Raw genomic sequence first — 18,295 nt, 5'->3', positions numbered from 1 at the left:
ATTCACGCAGAAAGCCGAAAGCCGGTGCCGAAAGCCCAAGTAGGCGCCGGCACCGGCGAGTTGCGCGTCCCTGACGTCTTGCGCGCCCCTGACGTCCTGTCACCCGACCAGGTTCTCGGCCATCTCCTCGGTGAGGCTGGACTCGGTGCCCGGGATGCCGAGGTCCGAGGCGCGCTTGTCGGCCATGGCCAGCAGCCGGCGGATCCGGCCCGCGACGGCGTCCTTGGTGAGCGGTGGGTCGGCGAGCGCACCCAACTCCTCCAGGGATGCCTGCTTGTGCTCCATACGCAGCCGTCCGGCGGCGGCGAGGTGCTCGGGGACGTCGTCGCCGAGGATCTCCAGGGCGCGGCCCACGCGGGCACCGGCGGCGACGGCGGCACGGGCCGAGCGGCGCAGGTTGGCGTCGTCGAAGTTGGCGAGCCGGTTCGCCGTGGCGCGGACCTCGCGGCGCATCCGCCGCTCCTCCCACGCCAGCACGGACTCGTGGGCGCCCAGCCGGGTCAGGAGCGCACCGATCGCGTCCCCGTCCCGTACGACGACCCGGTCCACACCCCGCACCTCGCGTGCCTTCGCCCCGATCGACAGCCGGCGGGCGGCGCCGACCAGCGCGAGGGCGGCCTCCGGGCCCGGGCAGGTCACCTCCAGGGAGGACGAGCGGCCGGGCTCGGTGAGCGAGCCGTGCGCCAGGAACGCGCCACGCCAGGCCGCCTCGGCGTCGCAGGTGGCGCCGGAGACGACCTGTGGGGGCAGGCCTCGGATCGGGCGGCCCCGGCCGTCCACCAGGCCGGTCTGGCGGGCCAGCTGGTCACCGCCTGCGACCACCCGGACGACGTAACGGGAACCCCGGCGCAGTCCGCCGGGCGCCATCACGATCAGTTCGGAGCTGTGGCCGAAGATCTCCAGGGTGTCCCGCTTGAGGCGGCGGGCCGCCATCGCGGTGTCCAGCTCCGCCTCGATCACGATGCGGCCGCTCACCAGGTGCAGCCCGCCCGCGAACCGCAGGATCGCCGAGACCTCCGCCTTTCTGCAGCAGGTCCGGGTGACGGGTAGCCGGGAGATCTCGTCCTTCACCGCTGCCGTCATCGCCATGGGCCGATCCTTCCATGCATCCGAAAAATACGGTCGTACGCGGCGGCCAACAGCTCCGGGTCATGCCTCGGAGATCCATCGGTCCGGGCCACCGGCGCCAGCTCGACCGCGGCACCGAACCGTTTGGCGGCGTCGGTCAGCAAGTCGCGGTCAGGCACGGCGGCCTCGTCGGCCAGCACCACGTCCAGGGCGAGTTTAGGGGCGTGTCGTACCAAAACCTCCAAATGACGCTGCGGGGAGAAGCCATCGGTTTCTCCGGGCTGCGGAGCGAGGTTCAGCGACAGCACGAGCCGGGCCTTGGTCTCGGTGAGGGCGTCGAGCAGCTCGGGCACGAGCAGGTGCGGGATCACCGAGGAGAACCAGGAGCCGGGGCCGAGGACCACCCAGTCGGCGTCGCGGACCGCCGCCACGGCCTCGGGCACGGCCGGCGGGTCGTGCGGTACGAGGTGCACGGACTGCACCTCGCCGGGGGTGAGCGCGACGGTCGCCTGCCCCCGCACGGTGTCGACGTCGTCCGGGCGGGCCGGGTCGTGGCCCTTGACCAGGGCCTGGAGCTCCAGGGGCACGGCCGACATGGGCAGGACGCGGCCCTGGGCGCCCAGGAGCCTGCCGACCAGGTCCAGGGCCTGGACGTGGTCGCCGAGCTGCTCCCACAGGGCGACGATCAGCAGATTGCCGACCGCGTGCTCGTGGAGGTCGCCCTGGGACTGGAAGCGGTGCTGGATGACGCGGGCCCAGGTCTGGCCCCAGTCGTCGTCACCGCACAGCGCGGCCAGTGCCTTGCGCAGGTCGCCGGGCGGCAGGACGCCCAGCTCGTCGCGGAGGCGCCCGCTGGATCCGCCGTCGTCGGCCACGGTGACCACGGCGGTGAGGTCACCGGTGATCCGGCGCAGCGCGGCGAGCGAGGCGGACAGGCCCATGCCGCCGCCGAGCGCGACGACCTTCGGCTGGGCGCCCCGGCGGCGGGGTCTCGCCCCGCGTGCCTCGACGGGCCTGCCCTCACGGCCCTCGGGGGTGGCCCGGCGCAGCCTGCCCAGCCGCGACGCGGTACGTCCGGTCACTCGCGCCCCATGTCCCGGTGCACGACCACGGTCTCGACGCCCTGGGAGGCGAGGCGGGCGGCGAGCTTCTCGGAGGTGGCGACCGAGCGGTGCTTGCCGCCGGTGCAGCCGACCGCGATGGTCACGTACCGCTTGCCCTCACGGCGGTAGCCGACGGCGATCATCTGGAGCAGCTCGGTGTAGCGGTCGAGGAACTCCTTGGCGCCGGGCTGGTTGAAGACGTACGCGGAGACCTCCTCGTTCAGGCCGGTGTACGGGCGCAGCTCCGGGACCCAGTGCGGGTTGGGCAGAAAGCGCATGTCCACGACCAGGTCGGCGTCGACCGGGAGGCCGTACTTGAAGCCGAAGGACATGACGGTGGCCCGCAGCTCGGGCTCCTCGTCGCCGGCGAACTGGGCGTCCATCTTGGCGCGCAGCTCATGCACGTTCAGGCTGGAGGTGTCGATGACCAGGTCGGCGTCGCCGCGCAGCTCGCGCAGCAGTTCCCGCTCGGCGGCGATGCCGTCGACGATGCGGCCGTCGCCCTGGAGGGGGTGCGGGCGGCGCACCGACTCGAAGCGGCGCACCAGGGCGTCGTCGGAGGACTCCAGGAAGACGATCCGCCGGGTGACGTTCTTCGTCTCCAGGTCGGCGAGGGAGTCGCGGAGGTTGTCGAAGAAGCGGCGGCCTCGGACGTCGACGACGACCGCGATCCGTGCCACGTTCCCCTGGGAGCGGGCGCCGAGCTCCACCATGGTGGGTATCAGCGCGGGCGGCAGGTTGTCGACGACGAACCAGCCGAGGTCCTCCAGACACTTGGCGGCCGTGGACCGTCCGGCGCCGGACATGCCGGAGATGATGACCAGCTCGGGGATGGCCGCCTCGGGGACCCCGGCCGTTTCGATGCCCGTACTCACGTGTGCTCCGTCTTCCTGTGGCGCAGGGTGCTGTGCGGCATGGTCGCCCACCGCGGTGTGGGTTTCCCCGCGCCCCGCTGTGTGCTCTTGGTGCTGTTCTTCCGGACGCTCCGCGCGTCCGGGGAGTTCTGGGCGCTCTGTGTGCTCGGTCATGGCTCCTGCCCTCGCCGCCGGTCCGGGAGGCCCGCGGTCACGGGATCCCCAGAGGGGTCCGCCGTCGTGCCGGGCTCCTCTTCCTCCATGATCTCTCCAGTGGCCGTGTTCACGACGGGGGCCGCCGGAGCCGCCCGGGCGAGGGCCGCGGCGATCGTCTCGGCCGTCTTTCGGCCTATGCCGGGGACCTCGCAGATCTGGTCGATCGTGGCGGAGCGCAGTTTCTTCAGCGAGCCGAAGTGTTTCAGCAGGGCCTGCTTGCGCGCCTCCCCGAGGCCGGGCACGTCGTCCAGGGGGCTCGCCCGGAACCTCTTGGCCCGTTTGGTGCGCTGGTAGGTGATGGCGAAGCGGTGGGCCTCGTCGCGGACGCGCTGGAGCAGGTACAGCCCCTCGCTGGTGCGGGGCAGGATCACCGGGTCGTCCTCGCCGGGCACCCACACCTCCTCCAGGCGCTTGGCGAGGCCGCACACGGCGATGTCGTCGATCCCCAGCTCGTCGAGGGCGCGGCGGGCGGCGGCGACCTGCGGCTGCCCGCCGTCGACGACGACGAGCTGGGGCGGGTAGGCGAAGCGCCTGGGACGGCCGTCCTCGTCCTTGAGGGCGTTCGCGGGGCCGCCGGGACCGTCCCCGGCGGCTCCGGCGGGCTCGGCCGCGCCGTCCCCCATTCGCCGGTCTTCTCCTTCTCGGCGAGGTACCGCTTGAAGCGGCGGGTGATCACCTCGTGCATGGAGCGGACGTCGTCCTGCCCCTGGCCGTGCCAGAGCTGCGTGTCTCCGGCACGGCCTTTGATCTGGAAGCGGCGGTACTCGCTCTTGCGGGCCAGCCCGTCCTCGAAGACGACCATGGAGGCCACGACGTCGTCGCCCTGGAGGTGGGAGATGTCGTAGCACTCGACCCGGAGGGGGGCGCTGTCGAGGTCGAGGGCCTCGGCGATCTCCTCCAGGGCGCGGGAGCGGGTGGTGAGGTCGGAGGCACGCTTGGTCTTGTGCAGGACGAGCGACTGGCGGGCGTTGCGCGCGACGGTTTCCATGAGGGCCTTCTTGTCGCCGCGCTGTGGGACGCGCAGGGACACCTGGGCGCCGCGGCGCCCGGTGAGCCACTCCTGGACGGGCCCGGCGGGGTCGGGCAGCGCCGGGACGAGGACCTCCTTGGGCACGGAGTCCCCGGTCTCCTCGCCGTAGAGCTGCTGGAGCGCGTGCTCGACGAGGTCACCGGTGGTGACGGCCTCGACCTTGTCGGTGATCCAGCCTCGCTGGCCGCGCACGCGTCCGCCGCGTACGTGGAAGATCTGGACGGCCGCCTCCAGCTCGTCCTCGGCGACGGCGATCAGGTCGGCGTCGGTCGCGTCGGCGAGCACGACCGCGTTCTTCTCCATGGCCTTCTTCAGGGCCTCGATGTCGTCGCGCAGGCGGGCGGCCCGCTCGTACTCCATCTCCTCGGCCGCGTCCGTCATCCGCTTCTCCAGGCGGCGGATGTACGCGCCCGTCCGCCCCGTCATGAAGTCGCTGAACTCCTCGGCCAGTTCGCGGTGGTCCTCGGCGGAGATCCGCTCGACGCAGGGGGCCGAGCACTTGCCGATGTAGCCGAGGAGACAGGGGCGGCCGGTGCGGGCCGCGTTCTTGAAGACGCCGGCCGAGCAGGTGCGGACGGGGAAGACGCGCAGCAGGAGGTCGACGGTGTCGCGGATCGCCCACGCGTGCGCGTACGGCCCGAAGTAGCGCACGCCCTTCTTCTTGTGACCGCGCATCACCTGCACGCGGGGGTACTGCTCGTTCATCGTGACCGCGAGGTACGGGTAGCTCTTGTCGTCGCGGTACTTGACGTTGAACCGGGGGTCGAACTCCTTGATCCAGGAGTACTCCAGCTGCAGCGCCTCGACCTCCGTGGACACCACGGTCCACTCCACGGAGGCGGCCGTGGTGACCATCGAGCGGGTGCGCGGGTGGAGGCCCGCCAGATCCTGGAAGTAGGCCGCCAGGCGCTGGCGCAGGCTCTTCGCCTTCCCGACGTAGATCACCCGGCGGTGCTCGTCACGGAACTTGTACACCCCGGGAGAGTCCGGGATCTGCCCCGGGGCGGGGCGGTAGCTGGAGGGATCGGCCATGTTCCACAGCCTACTGGCGGGCACCGACATCGCGGGGCGCCTGTGGACGGGGGCCGCGCCCGCCGGGGTCTAGTGCGACGGGGCGAACGTGGCCTGTCGCGGCACTAGCGTGTCTCCAGGAACGTCAGCACGGCCAGGACCCGGCGGTGGTCGTCCGGTTCCCCGGGCAGGCGGAGCTTGCCCAGAATGCTGCGCACATGCTTCTCGACCGTGCCCTCGGTGACCCACAGGCGTCTGCCGATGCCGGCGTTGGAGCGCCCCTCCGCCATGAGCGCCAGCACCTCGCGCTCCCGGTTGCTGAGCATGGACAGGGGGTCGTCGCGGCGCTGCGCGGCGACCAGTTCCCGCACCAGCGAGGGGTCGACGACGCAGCCGCCCCGGCGGATGCGGTCGAGGGTCTCCAGGAACTCGTCGACGACGGTGATCCGGCTCTTGAGCAGATAGCCGATGCTGCGGCCCCCGGCCAGCAGCTCCAGCGCGTCCTCGACCTCGACGAACGCCGACAGGACCAGTATCCCGACCGACGGGTACCGCTCCCGGATGGTGCCGGCCGCCTTGAGTCCCTCGGTGGACTGGGTCGGAGGCATCCGGATGTCGACGATCGCGATGTCCGGAATCTCGGTCTCGACGAGTTCCATGAGCCCGGAGGCGTCGCCGGCCTGGCCCGCCACCTCGTAGCCGACGCGCTCGCAGAGGCTCGCCAGCCCCTCCCGCAGCAGCACGTCGTCGTCCGCGAGCACCACTCGTCCGCGCGCCGGATGCTGATCGGCGTCCAATGGTCTCGGCCTCCCCCTCGCCCGACCCGTCCCGTTCGTCCCGACAGCCTGCCGGAACGCGGGTCTTACGGCTAGCGGGAAGCCTAGTTGGGGGAGGGCCGGGACGACACCTGAACGGGTGCGCGCCATGCTCGAAGGAGTGCAGCCGCGGGTGGACCGGCCGACTCCGGCGAGAGACGGCGGGCCGACCGCCTGCCCCCAGAGCCGGACGGCCGTCTCCGCCGTCCGGTCCGACCGCCCGGAACGCACGTCCGTACCGAGTCCCGCACTCCCCCCTTTGAACGGGCCTCACCGCGTACGCTCCGGGCGGTCAGCCGCGCGGCGGCACGTCCCCGGCCGCCGTGGGCGGGGCCACCGGCAGGCGCACGCTCAGCGTCGTACCGCTGCCCGGCGGGCTGGCCACGGTCAACCGGCCGCCGATCGCCTCCACCCGGTCGATGAGCCCGATCAGCCCCGAACCCTTGTCCGGTTCCGCTCCCCCGACGCCGTCGTCGCGGATGACCAGCTCCAGCAGGCCCGCGTGCTCCCGCGCCGCCACGGTCACCACACTCGCGCACGCGTGCTTGACGGCGTTGGTGAGGCATTCGGAGGTGACGTAGTACGCGGCCACCTCGACCTGGTCCGGGAAGCGGGCGCCTACGAAGCCGAGGTCGAGTTCCACGGGAATGGCGGAGCGGCGGGCCAGCGTGCGCAGGGCGGGGCCCAGGCCGCCCTTGGAGAGGACGGACGGGTGGATGCCGCGGGCCACCTGGAGCAGGTCCTGGAAGGTGTCGTCGAGGCCCTTGCCCAGGTGGTCCAGTTGCCGGGCGAGTTCCGAGGAGCGGTCCGGCACCAGGCTCTCCGTCATCCGCAGCTCCAGTTGGAGGGAGACCAGGCGCTGCTGGACGCCGTCGTGCAGGTCGCGTTCGATCCGGCGCCGGGAGGCATCTCCGGCGGCCACCACGCGCGCGCGTGAGGCGGTCAGCTGGGCGCGGCTGTCGGCGTTGGCGATGGCGGTGGCGATGAGTTCGGTGAAGTCGGCGAGCCGGGACTCGGTGCCCCCGGGCAGCGGGTCGAGGAGCGAGGCCGCCACGACGACTCCCCACAGCCGGCCGTCGACCATGATGGGGGCGCCCGCGGAGGTGTCCGAGCGGGCGGCGCACCGGGTCCGGGCCACCTCGTCGATCGTCTGCCGGGCAGCCTCACGGCGCGTCATGCGGACGCCCTGCGCGGCGTCGGCCCCCGCCTGCGCGCTGCCGAGGGTCGTGACGGTGCCGTCGGGCTCGTACCGCAGGACGGCCGCGACCGTGCCCAGCAGGGCCCCCACCTCCCGCGCCACCGTCGCGAACACGTCGGACGGCGGCACCCCGCGCGCGACGGCGGTGGCGACCCGGCGCAGCGCGGCCTGTTCGAGCGAGGCCAGGCGGCTGTCGGTGACGTCGCGGGCGGCGGCGTAGACGAGACCTTCCTCGGGGACCGAGCGGGCGCTCCACTGCAGCCAGCGGTCGGTGCCGTCGGCGCGGACGTACCGGTTCTCGAACTCGGCGACGTCGGTGCCGCTCGCCAGCAGGGCGATGGCCTCCCGGGTGCTGTCCCGGTCCTCCTTGTGGACGAAGTCCAGCAGCGGCCGGGAGGTCAGCGTCTCGATCGGGTAGCCGAGGGTGCGTTCGAAGGCCGGGTTGACCCGCTTGAAGTAGCCGTCGACGCCGCTGATGCAGAGCAGGTCCAGGGAGAGGTTGAAGATGCCCTCCAGCTCCCGTTCGGCGCGTCTGCGCCGGCCGTGGGCGGCGGCGAAGGACGCCATGGTGCCGTTCATGCCGCCCAGCAGCTGGGCCCAGGTGCCGTCGAAGGAGTCGACGTCGGCCCGGTGTCCGAGCCGGCCCGCGTCGATCGCCGTGTTCATGGCCCGGATCTCGCCGGCCAGCCGCTCGCTGGTCACCCGCAGTTCGCGGAACGTGTCGGCGACGTCCCCGAGTTCGTCGCGTCCCGCGTAGCGGATGTCGTACGAGAGGTCGCCGTCCGACAGGGCTCGGGCGCCCTCGGAGACCTGTCCGAGGGGGCGGGTGATGGAGCGGCGCAGGGCCAGCGCGAGGAGGGTGACCAGGCCCAGGACGGCGAGGGAGACGGCCAGTTCGGTGAAGGCCCGGGTTCGCGCGGTGCGCAGATCGCGTTCGGCGGTGACGGCGAGATCCCGGGCGGCCCGGTCCTGGATTCCGTGCAGGGCGTCGACGTAGGCCTCGGAGTCGGTCAGCCAGCGCTCGTACGAGGGCCAGTCGGCGGGCCGGGGGTCGGTGTCGGCGAGCAGGTCGCGGGCCTTGCGGACGGCGCGTCCGGGGGCCTGGAAGATGGCGGCGTGCAGTTCGGCGTCCAGTTCGTCGGAGGCGGTCTGCCGGAACGCCCTCAGCTGGGCCTTCTCCAGTTCGGTCCAGCGGCCCGCCGCCGCGGTGGCGTGGCCCTCGCCGGGTGCGTGGAACAGGATGGCGAGTTCCGCCCGTTCGCTCTGGGCGGCGGCGATGGCCCGCAGCATCGCGATGTGGGCGTCGGCGGCACGGCCCGCGGCCCTGGTGGGGCGACCGGATTCGAGGGCGGCGACGACGTCGAGGAGTTTGTTCTCGATGACCTCGTAGCGCCGGGCCACGGTCTGCGCGTCGAGTGAACCGGTGCCTGTCCGGACCCGGAGTGCGTGCAGTTGCCGGCGTACGGCGTCGAGGACCCCGGCGACGTCGGGCCCCTGCCGGTCGACGGCTCCCTCGACGGCCCGCCGCAGCGCGTCGTCAGTTGCCCGCTGGGCCTCGGACTGCCCGCGCGGGGTGTCTGGCCCGGCGCTCAGCCGGGCCTCGACCGCGGCGATCCGCTCGCGGGCGACGGCGCCGGCGACCTCGCTGGTCGCGAACGACACCTGGATCGCGGTGTCGAAGTCGCGCAGGGTCCGTGCCTCCTCCCACTGGGTGACGGCGGCGAAGGCCGTGAAGGCCAGCAGGCTGGTGACCGGCAGCAGGACGAGCAGCATCAGCTTGGGGCCGACGCGAAGCCGGGCCAGGAACGGGGCGGTGTCGGCGTCCGCCGTGCGGCGGCGGAATCTCGCCATGGCCGGGCGCGGGGCGGCGCCTCGGTCGCGGGACGGTGGGCGGAGCACGGCCGGGCCTCACGGCCCGGTCGGGGGTAGTGGCCGTGGTCGGCGAGGTTTTTGTCGACGGCGCGCACCGCCTCGTCCAGGGCGGGCTTGACGGCCGCACCCCGCATGATCTTCTCGAACGCGCGGGCGAAGGCCTCGGTGATCGCCGGGTAGGCGGGGGTCTGCGGCCGGGGGCGGGCGGTCCCGTTGCGCAACTGTTCGATGTAGAGCCGTCCGGGGCCGTCGTCGGCGAACGCCTCGGTACGTTCGATCGCGGTGCCCGTGGCGGGTATCCCACCGTTGGCGTCGGTCAGCCGCAGGATCTCGTCGGGGCGCAGCAGGAAGGCGAGGAACCGCCAGACGGCGTCGCCGTCGGCCGCTCCCGCGGGGATGCCCCACTGCCAGGAACCCATCCCGGTGGCGGGGCCCGTGCCGAAGTCGGGCAGCGGCACGAGCGCGACGTCGTCCGGGTGGGCCTCGGTGTAGCGCCGGAGCCACCAGTGGCCGGTCCAGGACACGGGGCTCCGGCCCTTCTGGAAGGCGTCGAAGTCCTTGTTCTCGTCCACGTATCCCGCCTTCGCCCAGCCCTGCAGCGTCGTCAGCGCCTTGACCGACTGCGGCCCGTTGAGCACTCCGTCGGCCGTTCGGTAGGTGGGGCGTTCGATCAGGTCACCGCCCGCCGACCACACGGCCGGGGCGAACCCGTACGTTCCCCATTCGGTGCCGGCCCACGTCAGCTGGAGGTCCAGCGGCCTCTCGTAGCCCAGGGCGCGCAGCTTCTTCAGGATGCCGGTGAACTCCTCGGCGGTCCAGGCGTCGCCGGTGCCCTTCGGAACGCGCACGCCCGCTTTCCTGAGCACCGACGGCCGTACGTACAGGCCGAGTCCGGAGTCGAACGTGCCGAGGCCCCACAGCCTGCCCCGGTAGGTGCCCTGTTCGAGGACGGAGGGGAGCAGGTCCGCCCGCAGGGCCTCGGGTACGCAGGAGTCGATCGGCCGGAGGTCGCCCGCCCAGGCGTGGCTGAACAGCTTCGGGGCGTCGAAGTCGAGCAGGTCGGGCAGTTCGCCGTCGTCGGCCGCCGTGCGGACGAGGTCGCCGTAGTCTCCCTCCGGGAGCCGGACCAGTCGGACCCGCACCTCGTCCTGGGACGTGTTGAAGGCGCTCACCTGGGCGCGCACGGCCTCCAGTTCGCCGCGCGCCGCCGGTGTGTGGAACCACATGGTGATCTGCGTGGGGGCGTCGATCCGCCCGTCGCAGGTCGCGTCGGCGCCCCGCCGGGTGTTGTCGGTGCCGTCCCCGCCCGTGTCGCAGCCTCCGAGCAGCAGGGCCGTGCACAGCAGAAGTGCCGGCAGCCTACGGCGGGGTGCCCTCGGAGGGCCGGGGCGGCCGGGCGCCCCCGGAGTGCCGCGCCGGGGTCCGGTGGCACGGCTCATGGTCCGCTCTTCGGATAGCCGTCATGGGCGGCCAGGTCCTGGTCGATGGTCTCGACCGCCCGGTCGAGCGTCCGCCGGGCCGGGGCCCCCGCGAAGACGATCTCGGCGACAGCGGCGGCGAATGCCTTGGTGACCGCCGGGTACGCCGGTGTCTGCGGCCTGGGCCGGGCGACGCCGCTGCGCAGCTGCTCGATGAACAGCCGCTCCGCGCCGTCCTCGTCGTACAGCGGGGAGAGCTTCACGGCCCCTTCCGTCGCCGGGATCGCGCCGTTGGCCTGGCTCATCCTGACCACCTGCTCCGGCCGCAGCAGGTACTCCAGGAAACGCCACACCGCGTCGCCGTCGGCGTCCCCGGAGGGGATGCCCCACTGCCAGGAACCCATGCCGGTGACGGTGCCCGTGCCGAAGTCGGGCAGCGGCACGATCGCCACGTCACCGGGGTGCGCCTCGCTGAACTCGCCGTACTTCCAGTGCCCCATCCAGGAGATGGGGCTGCGGCCCTTGACGAACGCGCTCTTGTCCTTGCCCTTGTCGACGTACCCCTCCCGCACCCACTTCTGCAGGGTGGTGAGCGCCCCGACGGACTCCGGGCCGTTGAGGAAGCCGTCGGCCGCGCGGAACTCCTCGGGGTCGATGAGGTCGCCGCCCGCGGACCACACCGCCGGGGCGAAGGCGTAGGTGTTCCACTCGTCGGGCCGTGCCGAGTCGACGAAGTTCAGGTCGAGCGGCGCCTCGTAGCCCACCGTGCGCAGCTTGCGCAGGATTTTCGTCAACTCGTCGGCGGTCCAGGCGTCGTCGATGCCCTTCGGGACGCGGACGCCCGCCTCCTTCAGTACCGACGGCCGTACGTACAGGCCGAGTCCGGAGTCGAAGGTGCCCACGCCCCACAACCGCTTGTCGTACGTGCCCTGGCGGCGGATCGAGGGGAGCAGATCGCCGCGGGTCTTCGCGGGCACGCAGGAGTCGATCGGCCTGAGCGTGCCGGACCAGGCGTAGCTGTAGAGGTTCGGGCCGTCGAAGTCGAGCAGGTCCGGCAGGTCTCCACTGGCCGCCGCGGACAGGACGAGTTCGGTGTACGGGCGCTGCTCGGGCAGGGTGACCAGTTCGACCCGGACCTGCCGCTGGGCCTTGTTGAACTCCTTGACCTGGCTGCGCAGCGTACTCAGCTCACCGCTCTGTCCCGCGTGGAACCACATGGTGATGTGGGCGGTGCCGTCGATCTTCCCGTCGCAGGTCGTGTCGCCCGGCGCCTTGTCCCCTCCGTCCACCCGGCCGTCTCCGACACCGCTGCATCCGGCCAACAGCATGGCGACGGCCGCCACGCCCGCGAACAGGGCACGGCGGACACGACTTCTTCCGAGGTCCCGGCGCGGCGTCTTCATCGCACACCCCCACTCGACCGGACTGCACGGCCCCCAGGGCAGCGACATGGTACTCCTCGTGCTGTGTGCGGTTCCCCGGGTGAGAGGGAACCGGTTGATCCGGCAGAGGACTTCAGCACATTCCGGCTGACGGGAATGCGGCGGCGGCGACACTTTCCGGCTAGCCGGAATGTGCGACCCTGAGCACCTTGGGATGCTGTGACCATGTTCATGCGCTGTCTCATCGTCGATGACAGTGCCCGGTTCCTGGAGGCTGCCCGCACTCTTCTGGAGCGTGACGGGATACGTGTCGTCGGGGTGGCCTCCACCGGTGCGCAAGCGCTCGCGCGGGCCGTGGAACTGACCCCGGATCTCGTCCTGTTGGACATCGATCTCAACGGCGAGAGCGGGCTGGAGCTCGCGCCGAGGCTCGCGCGCACCGCCTCGTCCGTCGTCATCATCCTCACCTCCACGCACCCGCTGGACGACATCCGGGAACTCGTCGCCGCCAGTCCCGCCCGGGGATTTCTTCACAAGTCGAAGCTCTCGGGACAGGCGCTGCGGGACCTCCTGGGGCCGGATCACGGGTCCCCGGCCCATTGAGGATCTCGGCGACGGTGTCCGGCCATGTCACGCACCAGGTGTTGTCGGGACTTGGTCAACACGCTTCAATGCGGGGAACTCGGGGCGAGGAACGCCGTCGTACGGATGTGAAGACGGACGGCCGCCGAGAGCCCCCGAGCGACCAACGGGCGCCCCCGTCGGCCCGTGCGGTCCGACCGGCCGTTGCGCACTCCTCCACAGAAAGGCCCCTGCATGCGGCACGTCACAGAGCACGCGGACGTCGCGACGGTCACGGAAGTCGCCACGGCGCAGTTGGAGTCGGTCCTGCGGGGCGGCCCCTTCCATGTCGCGCTGCGCGCCGCGATCGCCGCCCGCGGGCTGCCGCTGCAGCGCGTACAGCACCATCTGTCGCGCCACGGCGTCAAGGTCGGTGTCACCAGCCTCAGTTACTGGCAGCAGGGCGCCCGGCGCCCGCAGCGCCCCGAGTCACTGCGGGCCGTGCGGGCCCTGGAGGAGATCCTCCAGCTCCCTGACGAGTCGCTGATCCGGCTGCTCGTCCGGGCCGACGACCACACCGGGCCGGGGAGGCCCGCCGGACGCTCGTACCGCTCCGTGGTGGATGCCTCCGGAGTCCTGAAACGGCTTGTCACCGACCTGGGAGTGCCGCTCGACGGCGGGGTGCACACCATCGGGCACCACGAGCGGGTCCGCGTCGGCGCGTCCCGGGAGTTGCTGGGCCGCGAGTCCCAGCACATCGTGCGCGCCCACCGGGACGGAGTGGACCGCTACGTGGCCGTCCACCACGGCGACCCGGGCTGCGCGCCGGAGCGGATGGCCGTCCGCGCCCTGGAGAACTGCCGCAGGGGGCGGGTGCGGTGGGACCACGACACCGGGGTCCTGGCCGCCGAACTCCTCTTCGACACCCGGCTGCGCAGCGGCGACACGTTCCTCTTCCGCTACGGCTTCGACGACGGCACGGCCGGTGTCTGCACCGAGTACGTCCGCGGCTTCCGCGCCACGGGCGGGCAGTACGCCCTCCAGGTGCGCTTCGACGAACGGGCCCTGCCCGTGCGCTGCCACCGCTTCAGCCAGCACTCGGCGGCGGCCCCCCGCGGCCACCGGCAGACCCTTCCGCTGAGCGGCCTGCACCGCTCGGTCCACCTCGTCGAACCCCGGGTGCGGACGGGGATCGTGGGGATCGGGTGGGACTGGGAGTGAGCGGCCGGATCGACCGGGACCGGGAGTGACTCGCCGGTCACGAAGGTGGTCGCCCGTCGTGGTACGCACGCGTTTGCGATACTTTCCGGCCGAGAGCCCCGAGAAAGGATCCGCCTTGTGATCGTCGTCGCCGGTGAAGCCCTGATCGACCTGGTCCCCCGGGGCGCGGCGCCGCTCGTGGACCTGCGGCCGGCACGCGGCGGCGGCCCCTACAACACGGCCGTCGCACTCGGCCGCCTCGGCTCCCCCACCGCCTTCTGCTCCCGGGTGTCGTACGACGCCTACGGCGAGGCCCTGCTGGACGGCCTGCGCGACGCGGGCGTGGACGTGACCCCCGTACAGCGCGGCCCCGAGCCCACGACTCTCGCGGTGGCCTCGATCGGCGAGGGCGGCTCGGCCCGGTACTCCTTCTACGTCGAGGGCAGCGCCGACCGCCTGTTCGAGGCCCCCGCCCGGCTCCCCGAGGGCACCCGGGCCGTGTCCTTCGGCACCTGCTCACTCGTCCTGGAACCGGGCGCGAGCGCCTACGAGGAGCTGCTGCACACCACGGCCGCCCAGGGCGTGTTCACCGCCCTCGACCCGAACATCCGGCCGGGCCTGATCCCCGACGCGGACGCCTACCGGGCCCGATTCACGAGCTGGCTGCCCTCGGTGTCGTTGCTCAAGCTCTCCGAGGAGGACGCGGAGTGGCTGGGCGGCGCCCCGCGCCAGTGGCTGGGCTCCGGCCCCTCGGCCGTAGTGATCACCCACGGCGGTGACGGTCTGACCGTCCACACCCGCGCCGGCGCGGAGCACTCCGTACCGGGCGAGAAGACCGACGTCGTCGACACCATCGGCGCCGGGGACACGGTCAACGCGGCGCTCCTCCACGGTCTGTCGGCCCGGGACACCCTCTGCGCCGCAGCCCTCGCGGCTCTCGGCGCCGACGACTGGACCCGGTTGCTGCGCTTCGCCGCCCGCGCCGCGGCGATCACCTGCTCCCGCGCGGGCGCGGAACCGCCGTACGCGGCGGAGGTGGGCGAGGACTTCTAGTAGGGCTTCGTCAAGTGCGGACCCACCGAGTGGCGCCGGGCCTTGGCGGCGCCAGGCCCTCGGTCACGACCTGCGGAAACCACCGTGGCTCGGGCGTGTCCGTTCCACCGCGTCGTCGAATCGCCGCAGGTCAGCACCACCTAACGGAGCACTACTAGTGCCTCGGCAAGCGACGTTCGCCGCGTCGAGACGGGGCGTACGTCGCCTGCCGAGGTGCTGGGGGCCGCTGTGAAAACCCCTGGCACGGGTGGCGGCCCGCGGGGAGTTCCCACAGGCCGCCGTGTCCCGCTGGAGTTGGCACGACCTGGTGCCCCCGGTGGCTCAGGCCTTGCGTGCCCGCGTGGTCTTCTTCGCGGGCACGGCCTTCTTCGCCGTGGCCGCCGCCATCCCGGTCGCCGGGCTCTTGGCCGTCCGGGCCGTCGCCGTCTTCTTCACGGTCGACTTGGCGGCGACCGTCTTCCTGGCCGCCGCCCCGCGCGGGGCCTTCACCGAGGCCGCGTCGCTGATGCGGTCGGCGCCGAGGATCTCGCGCAGGAACTTTCCCGTGTGGCTGGCCGGAACCCCGGCGACCTGCTCGGGCGTGCCCTCGGCGATGACGAGGCCACCGCCGGCGCCGCCCTCGGGACCCATGTCGACGACCCAGTCGGCGGTCTTGATGACGTCGAGGTTGTGCTCGATGACGATGACCGTGTTGCCCTTGTCGACCAGGCCGGACAGTACCTTGAGGAGCTTGCTGATGTCCTCGAAGTGCAGACCGGTGGTCGGCTCGTCCAGGACGTAGACCGTGCGTCCGGTGGAGCGGCGCTGCAGCTCGCTGGCGAGCTTGACGCGCTGGGCCTCGCCGCCGGACAGGGTGGTCGCGGACTGGCCGAGCCGGACGTAGCCGAGGCCGACGTCCTTCAGCGTCCTGAGGTGGCGGGCGATCGCGGGGACGGCCTCGAAGAAGTCCGTCGCCTCCTCGATCGGCATGTTCAGCACATCGGCGATGGACTTGCCCTTGTAGTGGACCTCCAGGGTCTCCCGGTTGTACCGGGCGCCGTGGCAGACCTCGCACGGGACGTAGACGTCCGGGAGGAAGTTCATCTCGATCTTGATGGTGCCGTCGCCCGCGCAGTTCTCGCAGCGACCGCCCTTGACGTTGAAGGAGAAGCGGCCGGGCAGATAGCCGCGGACCTTCGCCTCGGTGGTCTCGGCGAACAGCTTGCGGACGTGGTCGAAGACGCCGGTGTACGTCGCCGGGTTGGACCGGGGGGTGCGGCCGATCGGCGACTGGTCGACGTGCACGACCTTGTCGACGAGGTCGTCGCCGTCCACGCGCGTGTGCCGCCCCGGTACGCTCCTCGCGCCGTTCAGCTCGCGTGCCAGGTGCGTGTACAGGATGTCGTTGACCAGCGTGGACTTGCCGGAGCCGGAGACGCCGGTGACGGCCGTGAAGACGCCCAGCGGGAAGGACACGTCGATGTCCTGGAGGTTGTTCTCCCGGGCACCGTGCACCGTGAGCTGCCGGGTCGGGTCGAGCGGGCGGCGGATGTCGGGCAGCGGGATGGCCTTCCTGCCCGACAGGTACTGCCCGGTCTGCGACTCGGCATTGTCCAGCAGTTCCTTCAGGGAGCCGCTGTGCACGACCTTGCCGCCGTGCTCGCCCGCGCCGGGGCCGATGTCGACGATCCAGTCGGCCATCTTGATGGTGTCCTCGTCGTGCTCGACGACGATGAGCGTGTTGCCCATGTCGCGCAGCCGGACCAGGGTCTCGGTGAGCCGGTGGTTGTCCCGCTGGTGCAGACCGATGGAGGGCTCGTCCAGGACGTACAGGACGCCGACGAGACCGGAACCGATCTGGGTGGCCAGGCGGATGCGCTGTGCCTCACCGCCGGAGAGCGTGCCGGCCGCGCGGTTCAGCGACAGGTAGTCCAGGCCCACGTCGACCAGGAACCGCAGCCGCTCGTTGACCTCCTTCAGCACCCGCTCGGCGATCTTCTTGTCGCGGGCGTCGAGCTTCAGCTCGCCCAGGAAGTCCGCGCAGTCGCTGATGGACATCGCGGAGACCTCGGCGATCGACTTCTCCATGATCGTGACCGCGAGGACTATCGGCTTCAGACGCGTGCCCTCGCAGGTCGGGCAGGGAACCTCGCGCATATAGCCCTCGAAGCGCTCGCGGCCGGCGTCGCTCTCCGCCTCGCTGTGCCGCCGCTTCACGAAGGGCACCGCGCCCTCGAAGGCCGTGGTGTACACGCGCTCACGTCCGTACCGGTTGCGGTAGCGGACCTCGATCTGTGTCTTGTGGCCGTGCAGCAGCGCCTTCCTCGCGCGCTGTGGGAGACCGGCGAAGGGGATGTCGGTCCGGAATCCCAGCGCGTCGGCGAGGGCTCCGACGAGGCGGCCGAAATAGTCCTTGGTGTGTCCGTGCGACCAGGGGTGGATGGCGCCCTCGTCGAGCGACTTGTCCTCGTCCGGGACGATCAGCTCGGGGTCGACCTCCATGCGCGTGCCGATGCCGCTGCAGTCGGGGCAGGCACCGAAGGGCGAGTTGAAGGAGAAGGAGCGGGGCTCCAGCTCCTCGAAGGACAGGTCGTCGTACGGGCAGTACAGGTGCTCCGAGAACATCCGCTCGCGCTCGGGGTCGTCCTCGGGGAGGTCGACGAAGTCGAGCACGACCATGCCGCCGGAGAGGCCGAGGGCGGTCTCCACGGAGTCGGTGAGGCGGCGCTTGGCGGAGTCCTTCACCGTGAGACGGTCGACGACCACCTCGACGGTGTGCTTCTCCTGCTTCTTCAGGGTGGGCGGGTTGGAGAGCTGGACGGTCTCGCCGTCCACCCGCGCGCGGCTGTACCCCTTGGTCTGGAGGTCGGCGAAGAGGTCGACGAACTCACCCTTGCGCTCCCGCACCAGCGGGGACAGCACCTGGAAGCGGCTTCCCTCCGGCAGCTCCAGCACGCGGTCGACGATGGCCTGCGGCGACTGGCGCGAGATCGGGCGGCTGCACTGGGGACAGTGCGGCTTGCCGATGCGCGCGAAGAGCAGCCGCAGATAGTCGTAGACCTCGGTGATGGTGCCGACCGTCGAGCGCGGGTTGCGCGAGGTCGACTTCTGGTCGATGGAGACCGCCGGGGACAGCCCCTCGATGAAGTCGACGTCCGGCTTGTCCATCTGCCCGAGGAACTGGCGGGCGTAGGAGGAGAGCGACTCGACGTACCGGCGCTGCCCCTCGGCGAAGATCGTGTCAAAGGCCAGCGAGGACTTGCCCGACCCCGACAGGCCCGTGAAGACGATGAGCGAGTCGCGTGGCAGGTCGAGCGAGACGTTCTTCAGGTTGTGCTCGCGCGCGCCACGGACGATGAGACGGTCGGCCACGCCGGTCCGCACCTTTCTTGAGTGAGGTGACAGGGGCCTGGGCCCCGTCTTCCACAGACTAGGGGGAGCCACTGACAGCACCGGTCCTGTTTCCCCGTTCCACAACAATCCCGGGTCTTCCAGCATGCCCGACGCCGCACCCGACCATATAGCACGTGCATTC

11 protein-coding genes and 1 pseudogene are annotated in these 18,295 nt (G+C 71.8%); 3 read left to right on the top strand and 9 right to left on the bottom strand.

Annotated features, from left to right (window positions below; all coding sequences use genetic code 11):
• Nucleotides 1–99: 99 nt before the first annotated feature.
• The 8 genes and pseudogenes from whiA to WBG99_RS27685 all read right to left on the bottom strand — a co-directional run bounded on the left by whiA (nucleotide 100) and on the right by WBG99_RS27685 (nucleotide 11,988).
• Nucleotides 100–1,089: a DNA-binding protein WhiA gene (whiA, locus tag WBG99_RS27720; protein WP_338898909.1), complete on the bottom strand. Its 990-nt coding sequence runs from the start codon at nucleotides 1,087–1,089 to the stop codon at nucleotides 100–102.
• On the bottom strand, nucleotides 1,080–2,150 hold the full coding sequence (gene yvcK, locus WBG99_RS27715) for a uridine diphosphate-N-acetylglucosamine-binding protein YvcK (RefSeq protein WP_338898908.1): 1,071 nt from the start codon (nucleotides 2,148–2,150) through the stop codon (nucleotides 1,080–1,082). The genes whiA and yvcK overlap by 10 nt, the downstream gene beginning before the upstream one ends.
• On the bottom strand, nucleotides 2,147–3,199 hold the full coding sequence (gene rapZ, locus WBG99_RS27710) for an RNase adapter RapZ (protein WP_338898907.1): 1,053 nt from the start codon (nucleotides 3,197–3,199) through the stop codon (nucleotides 2,147–2,149). The genes yvcK and rapZ overlap by 4 nt, the downstream gene beginning before the upstream one ends.
• A pseudogene (gene uvrC, locus WBG99_RS27705) lies at nucleotides 3,196–5,303 on the bottom strand (excinuclease ABC subunit UvrC). Before uvrC ends, rapZ begins: the two are co-directional and overlap by 4 nt.
• Nucleotides 5,304–5,407: 104 nt before the next feature.
• The gene (locus tag WBG99_RS27700) at nucleotides 5,408–6,079 is read right to left on the bottom strand and encodes a response regulator transcription factor (RefSeq protein ID WP_338898906.1); all 672 of its coding nucleotides are present in this window, start codon (nucleotides 6,077–6,079) and stop codon (nucleotides 5,408–5,410) included.
• 310 nt (nucleotides 6,080–6,389) lie between these two features.
• On the bottom strand, nucleotides 6,390–9,146 hold the full coding sequence (locus WBG99_RS27695) for a nitrate- and nitrite sensing domain-containing protein (RefSeq protein ID WP_338898905.1): 2,757 nt from the start codon (nucleotides 9,144–9,146) through the stop codon (nucleotides 6,390–6,392).
• On the bottom strand, nucleotides 9,068–10,606 hold the full coding sequence (locus WBG99_RS27690) for an extracellular solute-binding protein (RefSeq protein WP_338898904.1): 1,539 nt from the start codon (nucleotides 10,604–10,606) through the stop codon (nucleotides 9,068–9,070). The genes WBG99_RS27695 and WBG99_RS27690 overlap by 79 nt, the downstream gene beginning before the upstream one ends.
• A complete protein-coding gene (locus WBG99_RS27685; RefSeq protein ID WP_338898903.1) occupies nucleotides 10,603–11,988 on the bottom strand; it encodes a sugar ABC transporter substrate-binding protein in 1,386 nt (461 codons plus the stop codon). Before WBG99_RS27685 ends, WBG99_RS27690 begins: the two co-directional genes overlap by 4 nt.
• A 204-nt stretch (nucleotides 11,989–12,192) precedes the next feature.
• On the opposite strand from WBG99_RS27685, the gene WBG99_RS27680 reads away from it, so the two are divergent.
• The 3 genes from WBG99_RS27680 (at nucleotide 12,193) to WBG99_RS27670 (ending at nucleotide 14,781) form a co-directional block, all read left to right on the top strand.
• Nucleotides 12,193–12,570, top strand: coding sequence for a response regulator transcription factor (locus WBG99_RS27680; RefSeq protein ID WP_338898902.1), 378 nt, complete (start codon nucleotides 12,193–12,195; stop codon nucleotides 12,568–12,570).
• A 213-nt stretch (nucleotides 12,571–12,783) separates the two neighbouring features.
• A complete protein-coding gene (locus WBG99_RS27675) occupies nucleotides 12,784–13,749 on the top strand; it encodes a hypothetical protein (RefSeq protein ID WP_338898901.1) in 966 nt (321 codons plus the stop codon).
• Between the two features lie 117 nt (nucleotides 13,750–13,866).
• On the top strand, nucleotides 13,867–14,781 hold the full coding sequence (locus WBG99_RS27670; RefSeq protein ID WP_338898900.1) for a carbohydrate kinase: 915 nt from the start codon (nucleotides 13,867–13,869) through the stop codon (nucleotides 14,779–14,781).
• Between the two features lie 321 nt (nucleotides 14,782–15,102).
• On the opposite strand, the gene uvrA is transcribed toward WBG99_RS27670, so the two are convergent.
• Entirely contained in the window at nucleotides 15,103–18,132 is a 3,030-nt protein-coding gene (uvrA, locus tag WBG99_RS27665; RefSeq protein ID WP_338898899.1) for an excinuclease ABC subunit UvrA, read from the bottom strand.
• Between the last annotated feature and the right edge of the window lie 163 nt (nucleotides 18,133–18,295).

Origin of the sequence: Streptomyces sp. TG1A-60 (assembly GCF_037201975.1) — a bacterium.
Lineage (GTDB): Bacteria > Actinomycetota > Actinomycetes > Streptomycetales > Streptomycetaceae > Streptomyces.
This window is presented reverse-complemented; position numbering and strand designations above follow the sequence as displayed.

What these genes read in the sequence shown, in the direction of transcription:
- whiA (WP_338898909.1), bottom strand. Translation starts at nt 1,089, where the DNA reads ATGGCGATGACGGCAGCGGTGAAGGACGAGATCTCCCGGCTACCCGTC.
- rapZ (WP_338898907.1), bottom strand. Translation starts at nt 3,199, where the DNA reads ATGACCGAGCACACAGAGCGCCCAGAACTCCCCGGACGCGCGGAGCGT.
- WBG99_RS27695 (WP_338898905.1), bottom strand. Translation starts at nt 9,146, where the DNA reads ATGGCGAGATTCCGCCGCCGCACGGCGGACGCCGACACCGCCCCGTTC.
- WBG99_RS27690 (WP_338898904.1), bottom strand. Translation starts at nt 10,606, where the DNA reads ATGAGCCGTGCCACCGGACCCCGGCGCGGCACTCCGGGGGCGCCCGGC.
- WBG99_RS27685 (WP_338898903.1), bottom strand. Translation starts at nt 11,988, where the DNA reads ATGAAGACGCCGCGCCGGGACCTCGGAAGAAGTCGTGTCCGCCGTGCC.
- WBG99_RS27680 (WP_338898902.1), top strand. Translation starts at nt 12,193, where the DNA reads ATGTTCATGCGCTGTCTCATCGTCGATGACAGTGCCCGGTTCCTGGAG.
- WBG99_RS27675 (WP_338898901.1), top strand. Translation starts at nt 12,784, where the DNA reads ATGCGGCACGTCACAGAGCACGCGGACGTCGCGACGGTCACGGAAGTC.